The following is a 12,832-nucleotide window of genomic DNA, read 5'->3' on the forward strand; positions in this document are numbered from 1 at the left end:
CAATGCCCGTATACTAATATCGCAGAAACTGTGACTTTTAATCATAAATTATTGAGGTTTTCCGGTGACTGATTCTGGAAAATCAAGATGTATTATTGAGTATATTTGTCATGCACAAACACTGAGAATTGACTTTTTCAGGGTTAATTATAGCTGAGTTGGGAATCAATCAGCATTAAAAAATATTTGGTATGATTGAGATTATCTGATGAGTTTAGGGGGTATTTAGGGGGGTATTGAGCGGGATTGCATAAATTTAATTTGATTCATATTGCGGTTTTCCTAACTTCTCTCTTGGCAGAACTGATATATATACTACCCAGTTTTATCTGAGGTTTATCGACGGTTTAAACTATTGGGGAATGTAGGGTCGAAAAATTTTTCGCCCCTACAGATTAGGTCTAGGGGCGTATTGTACACTATTAACGAGGGGTAGAAGAGGTCCGAGTTGTTCTTGACCGTTAACTGATAATTCACTATGACACAGGTAAAGGCGATCGCTAACCCGACTTAATAAATCCCAGACTATCCTTTGTAGTCTTTGTTGGTTTGCTGCCATCATATCCTCACTGGTCCAAGGCTGTCTCTGCTGTTGAATATCTCTGAGAAACAGAGGCGCACCCCAAAGGCTACTGGCTCCCTCTTGGAACCAGAGGGGTGAGGCCACATCTAGCCAAAAGTGCCAGGAATGGGATTGGTGATTGACACGGTATTGGAAAATGGTGGCGAGGGTGACACGATGAGGTTTAACAGCCATTTCTCCGATGGGATAGGGGTTGGCGGTCACAACTCCCCGGCGCAACAGTTCAATAAATTGGCGAGTGATTTCGACGGTTTCTAAGGGTGATGGCTGGGGTTTGTCTCTGGTATAAATATTCCAAAAGTGGATGGCGGTTTCCATTAATTCCCGCAACAGGTCGATTTGTGCAAAAACCTTTAAGGCTGGGCGATTCATATCCATAATTAAGTAAGATGAACCTGTAGCCCTAGGAAGGAAAAATTCCTGGATGGCTCGCTCTAATAAGGCGACAGGACTGGGGAGGAGGTTCTGATGATACTGCTGTTGCTGTAGGGCTAACCACTCACAAATATATTTATAGGTGTTGGCTGCACGGTAGCCGAGGCGGTCCCAGCGTGGAAAGGTATTAATTGGCAGTAATTTCGGATTTTGCACATCAAGGGCGAAACAGTGATCAGCTAATAAACCGGCTCGCACTGGATCGATCGCATTCTGGATGGGAAAATTGGCCGCGGGTGAGTCGGGGTCTGATGTGCTGCTGTGTTTACTCTCTGGGATATGGCTACTGATAATGGTCAGCATTTCGGCGATCGCATCTCTATCTACTAACCGCCCTAAGCCTGGATATACTAAGGCGAGTAGGATAAGTAGCGATCGCACTACGGAAGAAGTGATCAGCGGTTGCTGTGGTTGGATTTCTTCTAGTGCAATACCCTCATGGGTTAAAATTTCCCGAATGCTATAGCGGGCGATCGCATCTAGCCCCGGAGCGATGATAGCAATATCCTGGGGCTGTACTTCATCATTTTTAATGGCTTCTATGATGGTTGTAGCCGTCCGCCGCAATAGTTCAGCCCTAGAGGTGGTTTCTATGGCAAAAACTGACTGCTGAGAGTTGCTCAAGTCGGGAAAGTGACCATAATCTTGATTTATCCATGACACCACCTGAGTACCGAGAGTTTTCGCTAAACCCTCGACAGGAGAAAGCTGTTCTATCTGACAGCGATCTTGCAACTGTGCTAGATATTTAGGATCTGCCCCTAAACCTAGTCTCACTGCACCTTGGGGATTGTAAGTAAATGCTCCCATCACTTGATTCTCTAATAAAAACTCGAATAAATGGCGGGCGATCGCTGGGTATTCATCCACATCATCGGCTAAGATAACTCGATGCTGATTGATTAGATGCTTTTGATAGGTGGGATGGTTCAACAAATGTGGCCAATATAAATCTGCTATAATCCCATAAGTCAGTAATCCCTTTTGCTGACACCAATTTTGCCAACGCAGGAGCATCTCGGTCATACAGGTGTAGGCTGTCTCTGGAATGGCATAAAAGGCCTGATGGCGTTCTAATATACTAGGCAGATCTTCAACAGGCGTGCCGCTGAGTGCTGCTAGTTGTAATAGATCGAGGGTTGTACGGACAATGCGATCGCGTCCTTTCCCAAGGTCCGTTAATTTTCCGCTATCGATTTCAGGACTCCAAAGTTGGCTGGCAAGTTCCTGTTCTAGTTCAGGACGCAACCTCTGGGGAAATTGGGCTCTCAGGTCTAGGGCTTCAATTAGCAGGGGCCAAAACAAAAGCACTTCCTGCTGAAAAAATCCCATAATGGTGATGGCGGAAAATGGATATTGTCCAGCAGATGCTTGGGTTATCCTATCAACTAAATGGCGTTTATTGGTTCCATTAGCAGCTAAAACTAGGGGACGCAAGCCTTGTAGAGGGTGCTTGGGCTTAAATGGGGCTGAATAGGGCGCTTTGAGAGCGCCTAGATACATTTGACTCCAAAGACAAAATTGCTCTACCAAACGGGTAGTTTTACCTGTTCGTGAGCCTCCGGTAATCCACAGTGATTGCCAAACCACAGCCATTTCAGTAAAAGTGCTAATATACCCCGTACATTACCATTTTTTCGCGCCTAACCTCAAATAGGTGTTTATGGCAACTCACTATGACATCCTCAAATTGGACTCAGTTTAAGCGGTTTCTCAATCGCGCTAATCAGTGGTTTCGTGATACTCCTGATCGAGCTTTAGATCAGGCATTAGATGCGGCTCTCAAAATCCGCTCTCTGGAAAATGAGCATTTTCATGGTGAGGCGATCGGGTCTTCTTCTGATGAATATAGCGAGCGAGTCTTGTCTTATTTTAAATCGGAGGTTAATAGGTATTTACAAGTCATTCAAATGCGGTTGGCAGAATTTAACACTAGCCGCTCTATTTTAGCCATTTCCGAACAAATAGACCCCGCCGAACTTAATCGAAAGTTGCGGAATCAGGATGATATTTACGATCGCCATCAAGATGCCGATACCATTGCGATCGTCTGTGAAAAACTAGAATTTATTGATGCTGTAACTAGCCGTTATCATCAAAAAAAATCCCCAAGCAAAGTACCATCAACATCTAAAGCACTGGTAAAAGTTGAAGACCTAGAAAGTCGTTCTCTGATACCTAACGAGCCAGAAAATGGACTGGTTTCGCTTCCCCAAAAGTCGAAGTCTATTCTCAGTTCAGATATCCCTATTTCTCCCCCCAAAGCGGATAATAATCTTAAAGATAACCTCAAATCTGAAAACTCCGGCACTAGCTTTCTACCTCGAACTTTGCTCAGAACTGTGACTCGCATTAAACGGGAACTTAACCCAGAGTCAGAAGAACAGGTGATTAAAGATTATCGGAAATCGAAAGTTAAAACTATTATTGCGATTAGATTTATTCTCATCTTGATTTTAGTGCCGCTTCTGACTCAGCAATTGTCGAAAAATTTTGTGGTTGGTCCCTTGGTAGATAGATTTTGGGTGAATGAAAACACGCCCCTATTTATGAATGTTGATATGGAAGAAGAAGCCTTAATGGAAATCGAGAGATATGAGTCTAGGTTAAAGTTTGAGATGATGGTGGGTTTAATACCGGAATTAACGGAGGAAGATTTGGAGGAAAGAACCCAAGCCAAAGCCATCAAAATTGCCGAGGAATATCGCACATTAAGTTCTAATTCTATTAAAAACATTTTTGCTGATATTATATCAGTGTTTACGTTTGTGTTGATTTTGTCTAACAATAAGCAAGAAGTGCAAGTTTTGAAATCATTTATGGGGGATATAATTTATGGTCTCAGTGATAGCGCTAAGGCATTTATCATTATTTTGTTAACTGATATGTTCGTAGGTTTCCACTCCCCCCACGGTTGGGAGGTAATTCTGGAAAGTGTGGCTAGACATTTCGGAGTAGCAGAAAGTCGAGATTTTAACTTTCTATTTATTGCAACTTTTCCAGTTATATTAGATGCGGTATTTAAGTATTGGATTTTCCGCTATCTCAACCGCAGTTCACCTTCAGCAGTATCGACCTATAAGACTATGAATGAATAACAGCAGCCCATAGTTGGATCGGGTTTATTCATGCAGTCGCGAGGAGGCGAGACACTAGCAGAACCCGCCCCAATAATTAATAATTATTAATTGTTAATTATTAATTGTTAATTATGAGATTTCGGGGGGAATGGGGACGACAGGGGGTTCCTAAGCAAATTTGGGCTGCTGGTAGGTCACTGAAGACGCTGGATCTAGCGCCGACAACTGTATTAGCACCGATCGCTACACCCGGTCCGATAAAGCAATCTGTAGCCACCCACACCCCGGGGGCGATCGCGATTGGGGCGGTTTGTAGACCAAAAGCGGGGTCATGGATATCGTGGCTTCCGGTACACAAATAGGACTTTTGAGAAATCACGCAATGCTCACCGATTTCGATACGGTCTAGGCTATAAAGTACCACATCATCACCAATCCAACTATAATCACCGATCGCCACTTTCCAGGGGTAAGTAAACCTAGCGGTAGGTCGAATAATTACCCCTTGACCAATTTTTGCGCCAAACCGCCGCAAAATCCCACAGCGAATGCTATTAAACGGGTGAGGAGTGAGGGGAAAGGCGATCGCCTGAACCAGCCACCACAGCAAAATAAACCATCCTGGCTTCCCCCGGTCAAACCCAGATTGATCATACTTTCGCAGATCAACCCAGGCTTCTGTCGATGTGTCGGTTTTCGTCATTTTTCCACTGTTTGAGGTACAGACTGAGGCGTGACCGTGTTTGTGGTGGTTTTAGCCACATTCAACTGACCACCAAATTGACGCAATTCGTACAGTTTCACCCCAATTTGATATTCATATTGGCTCAATAGTCGGCCATAAATATAGCCAGCGCGACCATCCAAAAAACCCAGTTGGATAATATAGAATAGGATAAATCGCAACAGAGGCTTAAAGGGCAGTCGGACCCAAATAGTTTTTAAAAAGCGTTTCCGCTGGACTGCATCTCCAAATAAATCAGCCCCAATGGTTTTACTATCGTCCTGACCCGTGAGGATATTGTAGTAAACCCGTGCTTCCCAGTTAGAATAACGGTTATGGCGTTCTATCCAGTGGAACAAATCCCGGAAATCCTCATGAAGCATATCTTCTTGAAGATAACCGACTTTTCCTTCCGAGATAACTACGTGCTCGTGTACTTCGTTATCTCCGGTATTGCGGACATTCTCCGTGTTTAGATTTTCGTAGCGACCTAGTTTATGCTTGAATAGACGCAGGTTCCAGTCGGGATATTTACCGCCGTGGCGAATCCATTTCCCCAGGAAGAATACCCGACGATTAATGTAATAGCCAGAATATTCCGGGTCTTGGATTTTTTGGGCAATTTCTTGCCAAGATTCGGGGGTGATGCGTTCGTCACAGTCCACAATTAGCACCCATTCATTACGAAAGGGGAGGTTTTCTAAGGACCAGTTTTTCTTTTTCGGCCATTGACCATTGAAGTGGAATTGTACAACTTTAGCTCCCAGACTCTCGGAAATTTCCACAGTGCGATCGCTACTTTGAGAATCGACCACCAAAATTTCATCAGCCACAGCCACACTAGCTAGACAAGCGGGGAGGTTTTCCTGTTCATTTTTGGCAGGAATTAGCACGGAAACGGGAATTTTGGATGCAGTAATGCTCATAACACAATGTTGATAAGTAGACCATTAAGATAGGTGATTTCTCATGTTTTGGGTTTGGTGGCTGTGTTGTTGATGTTTAACAAACCAGCGATCGCCGCTCCTAAATAGCCAATTTGACCATAAGCATAAACCAAATTATCAAATCGGGTAGCTGGATCGTTAAAATACTTTAGGGATTTGTAAAGTCCTCTGACCATATTCTCGCCGCCCCGCCCTAATTGTCCCCAGTTGGCGCGTCCTGACAGTTGTTCACGGTAACACTCACTAATTCCCTGCCACCAGCCTCTCTCCATGAACCAACTGCGCTTAACTCTTTCTGGAGCGACATTATGAGCCACCAAAGCATCGGGAATATAAGCCACCTCCCAGCCTCGGTTGAGAGCTTCTTCTGTCATCACCAGTTCTTCGTTAGAAAGCAGCCGTTTTCCCACTCTACCTAGATTAGGGTCAAAGCCTCCAATTTGGTCAAGAAAGGTGCGGCGGATAGAGTAGTTTAGTCCTCTGGGGGTTAAGCCGGGATTAGTTATATAAAGGATATCATCTCCCAGGTTATATGCTCCTAAGTTTTCGGCTAAACCGGGGGATAGCCATGGGGGTGGGGTGATGCCTTCTGGCCAAATTAAGGTAACGCGACCTCCTGCTACGGCTAGTTTATGGTTGTCTTGATACGCTGTGTAGAGTACCCTTAGCCATTGGCGACTAGCGACGGCATCATCGTCTAGGTAGGCTAAAATTTGAGCCTGGGCAGTTTTGGCTCCGGTATTGCGGGCGACGGACAGACCCGTGATCGGCTCGTAGACATAACGGAGTTTAGGGTGATCGAGTTTGCTTTCGACTATTTCACGGGTGCGATCGCTTGAAGCATTATCTACCACTATCACCTCAAACTCATCCAATTCCTGATCTAGCAAGCTATCGATCGCAGCCCCTAAGTAGTTAGCTCGATTATGGGTACAAATGATCGCAGAAATCAGCGGTTCAGACATAACTAGAGTTCCTAGAGGTTGCTGATGGGTTTCCCAACCGTTGATGCAAATTCCCTGACCACTAATCTGGGTTAACTTAGTCCCCACGGGTCGCAGTTACGAGCCTAGATTAGGATGCTATCATTTTACACAATTTACACAATCTTCACCAAATTTCCCATTATTTTTCCAGAACCCCCTGTTAAATTGGTCTGGCCTTGGTGTTTAATCATCCTCGCGGGGATTAAATAATTTTGATAGCGTTCCTCCCTATAACATTAATTACAGCTTGTTCAGTCTTGAATTTTTACAGTAGCAGCATTTAATAAACCAGTTGGTAAAGGCATTTGTTTCAATGAGCATCAGACCGAGTTTAATTACAGCTAAATGGGAAAGAATTGTTGACTTGTGTTGATGTTGGTATTATAATAGAAGTAACTGGTTGTTTTTCATAAACCTAGCGATCGCTGTAAAATTGAGCGAAGGGCGATCGCTTTTTTTGTGATGTTAGCCTTGAGGGAGGTTAGACAGAGGTTAGACCAAGGTATCGCCATTGGAGTCTACTAATCCAGAATACCGGGCGCTTGAGCCGGAGAACTGTGATTGTGCTAAGGTTTGAGGGAAGGTATGCGTTTAGATTAGCTGGTAGTCAACAACAGCTAGTCAGTTTCCCAGCTAATGGAGATATTGCATGAGTTTACCATCAACCAATGCCCAACTCAAAATTCACGGCAGCACATCTGCTTCGGAAATACTCATTGATAATGGGGTAGCTTCCATTGGTCGCGCCCCCGATAACACGGTAGTATTAACAGATATGAGTGTTTCGCGGCATCACGCCGAGATTAAACTAGAAGGCGATCGCTATGTAATTGTGGATTTAGGTAGTACCATTGGCACACTGCTAAACGCAGATACAATTCCCCCCAAAACGCCGCAACCCTTAGCCAATAATGACACCATCCAAATAGGCGATACTAAACTAACCTTTTGCTTTAGTTCCCTGGCTGTAGCCCCAACCCAAGCCGCCGCCCCAGCCATATCAGAAGACACAGTAGTTGATAATACTATAGGGCAAAGCAGTGGCACGGTACTAAGTTTTACCCTAGAGTTACGGGGAAAAGATCTAATTACTATTGGTCGCGATGGGAGTAATCATACAGTCATTAATCATCCCTCCGTGTCTCGCCACCATGCCCAAATTGCCCGGAAAAACGGGTCTTTTGTGTTAACAGACCTAAACTCTACCAATGGAACCTTTGTCAATGGTAAAGTAATTACAGGCGATCGCAACCTGACGGTGGGAGACAATATTCGCATCGGTCCTTGTCGGTTCACCTTAAACATTGATGAGACCCTAGTACAGGTCAACGAAGAAGGTAATCTGCGCCTCGATGCGCTAGGCTTAAATAAACAGGTTTCCAAAGAAGTTAACCTACTCAATGATATTTCCCTATCGATACAGGCGCGGGAATTTGTGGTAGTGGCTGGGGTTAGTGGCGGCGGTAAATCTACTCTTCTTGATGCCTTAAACGGCTTTCGTCCAGCTACGGGGGGTCATGTATTAGTCAATGGGGTTGACTTGTACAAAAACTATAACGCCTACCGCACCGAAATTGGTTATGTTCCCCAAAAGGATATTGTCCATACTGAGTTAACTGTGACTCAGGCTTTGGATTATGCAGCCCAATTACGAATGCCTGCTGATACCACTGTAGCAGAAAGACAGAAACGGGTTGATGAGGTTCTCCAGGATTTGGGATTATCTCACCGTCGAGATGTTCCGATTAAAGCCCTCAGTGGCGGTCAACTCAAGCGGGTATCTATTGGGGTGGAATTGTTGACTAAGCCTAGTTTATTCTTTTTGGATGAGGCAACCTCTGGCTTAGATCCGGGTACAGAAGCTGATATTATGAATCTGCTGCGAAATCTGGCAGACCAAGGTAGGACGGTGATTTTGATTACCCATGCTACCGATAATGTGATGCTGTGTGATTTAGTAGTCTTTTTAGGTGCGGGGGGTCGGATTGCTTATTTCGGCCCTCCTCAAGAAGCCCAGGAATATTTTGGGGTTGAGCGCTTTAATCAAATTTATCATAAGGTGGAAAGGGAGCGATCGCCTGAAGATTGGCAGCAGGATTATCTCAACTCTTCCCAATACCAAAGGTTTGTGGTTAAACGCCAAAATACTCTCAGCAATGTTCAGGCTGAAACTAATGGTAATAGGCGATCGCAACAGGTTCCCGGCGCGACAATTAAACGGGTTTCTGCTTGGCGACAGTTTCTGATTTTATCGAATCGGAATTGGTCAATTTTAAGGCGCGATCGGGCTAGTTTAATCTTAATGTTAGCGATCGCGCCTATTCTCGGTATACTTGACTGGTTTACCTGGAATCGCTATATGTTTGACGATACCAAAGGCGATTTTGGGCAGGTAATTACCATGCTATTTGTTACCGCCTTAGTCGCCGTCATGGTCGGTAGTATCGCCACCATGCGCGATATTGTCAAAGAAGCCGATATCTACCGCCGGGAAAGGACTATTGGTTTACAAATTCTTCCCTATATTCTTTCCAAGGTTTGTATAGCTTCAGTATTCGCCTTATATCAAGCTGCAATTTTCCTATTGTTTAAACTGATAGCTGTTCAGATTCCCGGTGACCTTTCCGTTTATGTTTCCTTGTACATAACCTTAGTTTTGGCAACCATGGCGGGAATGGTAATGGGATTATTGGTTTCCGCTATTTCTCCTAATCAGAATATCGCCCCTTTATTGACCATTATCTTTTTGGTTCCTCAAATTACTTTTGGCGGAGGAATGCTACCTATTAACACCTTGGGATTACCAGGACTCATTATTAATCATCTCACCCTCACCAAATGGCCGTTTGAATCCTTTGTTACTATCACTGGAGTAGGTCGAGATGTAGCTGAAGACCCCTGTTGGCAGTTAGATGAGGATGAACGCGATGCCTTAACTGATGCCCAAAAACAGGACTGTATTTGTTTAGGAACTAGCCTATTTAGTCAATGCAGTTTTCCCGGTATTTTAGCTAAGTATAATCCCGCTGTTGACCAGCCAGAACCCGTCCGTCCTGAATCTCCTGGCGACCCTCCCCAACAACCTACTAGACCTGATAACCAGTCTTTTCAGGCGCAACTGGACTATGAGGATGAGATGGATCAATATCAAGCTGATATGGAAGCCTATCAAGACCGGGTTAATGAGTACCAGACAGCTATTCAACAATGGCAGGATGAGTATGGAGAATGGCGAGGTAAATATGAGGGTGCTTTAGGTGAAGCGGAAGGAACCATTAAGCGTTTTTTCCAGGACTATGGTTCCATGTTTAATGTGAATGTCGGCAAATATTGGGGGATTTTAATTGGTTTAATTGCCGTGATGTTTGGCTTGTTATTAGTCGTGCAAAAACGGAAGGACGTAATTTAACAACCCTGATACAATTGAGGGTGGGGGTGAAACTAGATGTCAACGCAACATCAAGTATTAATCTCACCCCCATAGTAACTTGGTTGAAACCCAGAAAAGTAGGTTGGGTGAAACCCAACACAGTAGGTTGGGTGAAACCCAGCACAGTAGTAGGTTGTTTGAAACCCAACACCAAGCCAGGATTGTTCAAAGGTAAGCAATTATACTGATGACGCTGGTTAATTGGTGGATGATAATAGGACTAAGCTAGAACAATTGCTTAATCGGTTAAAGGATTGCTAGCTGAATATTTCACCTATTAATTTTGGAGTCAATCAATGAGTCCTAAGAAACTGTTGCTGTCTGCTGGTCTATCTATGGTTATGATAGTTGCTGCTGTAGTTCCGGCTTGGGCTTATCCGGCGCGTTTATTTGCGAGGGATCCGGGGTCTCAAATTAACATTCGTTCAGGACCTGGAACTAACTATTCTGTGGCTCATTATGGTTATGCAGGAGACTATGTTGATGTGATTAATGAGAGGGTAGTTGATGGCTATAAGTGGTATTATGTGGAGTTTCCAGCGTCTAAGGCTCGTGGTTGGGTTCGGGGTGATTTTATTACCTATAATAACTAGGTATTAAAGTTTAATTAATCGCGAAAAAGTGGGGGGAAAAGCCAATTTTTCCCCTAGTTTATTCATGTTTTCCTTTGAGTAGATAAGTGGTCATTTCACCCTTGCCTTTAATAGGAATTGTGCCGCGCTTTTCAAAGATATAGCGATCGCAAAGTGCCATATATGTTTCTTCTGTCACCTGAATTTCATCAGCGATACCATGGGACTCCATTCGGGAAGCAATATTAACGGTATCTCCCCACAGGTCATAAATAAACTTTTTCAAGCCAATTACCCCCGCAATAACGGGACCGGTAGCAATACCAATACGGATTTTAAAACCTTGTTGATGTTGTCGGTTGAACTCCCGGAGAGTCCGCTGCATATCCAGGGCCATATCAGCGATCGCTTCTGCATAATCTTCCCTAGGTAAAGGCAACCCAGAAACCACCATATAAGCATCCCCAATAGTCTTAATTTTTTCCAAACCGTGTTGTTCTGCCAACCCATCAAATCCGGAAAAAATACCATTTAGCAACTGCACCAAATCCGTGGGACTAAACCTAGTTGAAATCTCGGTAAAACCGACAATATCAGCAAAAAGCACCCCCGCATCGGTAAAATCATCAGCAATAGTTTTAGGGTCTTGTTTAAGGCGTTCGGCGATAGGATATGGTAGAATATTAAGTAGCAGTTTTTCGGACTTTTCCTGTTCTTGTTTAACCTGTTCGTAGGCAGTAACTAAGGCTTTGCGGGAGTTAAACTCAGAATGAGCGAGACGGTCATATAAATAAACCGACAAATTGCAAATAACACAGATCCAAAAAAAGTATAACACCAGAAAATCCTGAGTCATCCAATCCACAGGTAACCGGACTGGAAGATCTAGGATAATTTGAGTGCCAAAATAATAAAGTAATACCCCCAATTGAGAAATGAGATGTAACCACCAGCAGATAGGAAGCAGGGTAGCTTGGGAAAAGAACATTAAGGGCCACTCAATAATCGCGGGTTGAGATATACCCAAAAATGTTGCCCGAATTTGGGGGCTGAGTGTGACCATCCAGGATAATAGCAGAAAAATCAAACCTGGGTATTTGCGACCGATCGCGGTTCGTAATAACACTAACCCTACCAATACCCCCAATTGTACACATACCTGAGTAATTAACCAATCTAGGCGAAAATCTTGGGGATAGAATAGCCAATTCTTGATTTGGGATAGGGAAAAGGTCAAATAGACTATCAAAGCCAGCCATAGTCCCAAACCCAGGCGCTGACGCATAAAACTATGTTGCCAGGTTTGATAGTTAGCCGCTTTAATGATGTCGGGGGCTTTAAATATCTGTTTCATTGTGCGATCTAACCATAGACCCAATTGGCGATCGCCTGGGGTATATTTACTCATAATTTGACCGAGTTTCAGGCAGCCGATAGAATGAAATTAACTGCCATATCGTGATAACTGGTAATTATCGGCCGATACGACCCGTAAAACCAGAAGCCTTAAATTGCTTAAACTTAAAGGGCTTTTCCAGATTAGAGGCTATAGAAATTCGGATTTCAAAATCGCTAATACCTGGAGGTACAACATCAATACTACCGAGGCGGGTGCGGTTTTGCATTACCCGATTATCGTTAGCATCATAGATCCGCCCGAAGATATCGGCATCGACAACGGTTTTACCAGAGGTATTGTTAGCTTTTCCGGTAACAATAAAACAGTCTGCCTCTTGGATAGAACCACTAGAAACCATACCTTCTGATAACTCTGCCGGACAGTCTTGATAACCGATATCAAATAATTCGATCTGAATCATCGCCCAGGCGGGGGGGGTCCACAGCCAACTGAGGAAGCCGATAATCACAGAAGCCAAGATAACTGGAAAGAATCGCGATCGCATAAACTCACTGATTACTACTGATTTTGATAGTTTAACTCAAGTTTAGCCATTGCTAGGGTTCAGCAAAATAAGCGGGTTGGTAAACCCCAAAGGGTTTCAGTGGATATCAGAAATCGGTGACGCGCCCCCATAAAGGCTGATATATGATGGTTAACAATATCAGCATTATAA

9 protein-coding genes are annotated in these 12,832 nt (G+C 44.0%); 3 read left to right on the forward strand and 6 right to left on the reverse strand.

All coding sequences use genetic code 11. The annotated features are described in order from the left end of the window. Positions 1-388: 388 nt before the first annotated feature. A complete protein-coding gene (locus NLZ44_RS13895) occupies positions 389-2,614 on the reverse strand; it encodes a recombinase family protein (RefSeq protein ID WP_493750166.1) in 2,226 nt (741 codons plus the stop codon). A gap of 80 nt (positions 2,615-2,694) precedes the next feature. On the opposite strand from NLZ44_RS13895, the gene NLZ44_RS13900 reads away from it, so the two are divergent. Next, entirely contained in the window at positions 2,695-4,116 is a 1,422-nt protein-coding gene (locus NLZ44_RS13900) for a proton extrusion protein PcxA (RefSeq protein ID WP_493750167.1), read from the forward strand. Positions 4,117-4,216: 100 nt separating this feature from the next. On the opposite strand, the gene hpsU is transcribed toward NLZ44_RS13900, so the two are convergent. From hpsU to NLZ44_RS13915, 3 genes are read right to left on the reverse strand one after another with little or no spacing between them, the layout of a single operon-like run. Next, entirely contained in the window at positions 4,217-4,801 is a 585-nt protein-coding gene (gene hpsU, locus NLZ44_RS13905) for a hormogonium polysaccharide biosynthesis acetyltransferase HpsU (RefSeq protein WP_493750168.1), read from the reverse strand. Beyond that, positions 4,798-5,748 carry a glycosyltransferase family 2 protein gene (locus NLZ44_RS13910; protein ID WP_006620802.1) on the reverse strand — a complete coding sequence of 317 codons (951 nt, stop codon included), beginning with the start codon at positions 5,746-5,748 and terminating at the stop codon, positions 4,798-4,800. The genes hpsU and NLZ44_RS13910 overlap by 4 nt, the downstream gene beginning before the upstream one ends. Before the next feature lie 41 nt (positions 5,749-5,789). After that, positions 5,790-6,734, reverse strand: coding sequence for a glycosyltransferase family 2 protein (locus NLZ44_RS13915; RefSeq protein ID WP_493750169.1), 945 nt, complete (start codon positions 6,732-6,734; stop codon positions 5,790-5,792). 670 nt (positions 6,735-7,404) lie between these two features. Here NLZ44_RS13915 and NLZ44_RS13920 point away from each other — a divergent pair. Both NLZ44_RS13920 and NLZ44_RS13925 read left to right on the forward strand, forming a co-directional pair. Continuing rightward, positions 7,405-10,164, forward strand: a complete 2,760-nt coding sequence (locus tag NLZ44_RS13920) for an FHA domain-containing protein (protein WP_493750170.1) — start codon at positions 7,405-7,407, stop codon at positions 10,162-10,164. A 317-nt stretch (positions 10,165-10,481) separates the two neighbouring features. Next, complete coding sequence (locus tag NLZ44_RS13925) at positions 10,482-10,778, forward strand: SH3 domain-containing protein (protein ID WP_493750171.1); 297 nt, start codon at positions 10,482-10,484, stop codon at positions 10,776-10,778. Positions 10,779-10,836: 58 nt separating this feature from the next. Here the strand turns inward: NLZ44_RS13925 and NLZ44_RS13930 are convergent, their stop codons facing one another. Continuing rightward, positions 10,837-12,165 (reverse strand): adenylate/guanylate cyclase domain-containing protein, encoded by a 1,329-nt coding sequence (locus tag NLZ44_RS13930; RefSeq protein ID WP_493750172.1) that lies wholly within the window; start codon positions 12,163-12,165, stop codon positions 10,837-10,839. A 64-nt stretch (positions 12,166-12,229) separates the two neighbouring features. Continuing rightward, positions 12,230-12,661, reverse strand: a complete 432-nt coding sequence (locus NLZ44_RS13935) for a hypothetical protein (RefSeq protein WP_006668050.1) — start codon at positions 12,659-12,661, stop codon at positions 12,230-12,232. Positions 12,662-12,832 lie beyond the last annotated feature (171 nt).

The organism is Arthrospira sp. PCC 9901, from assembly GCF_059013425.1.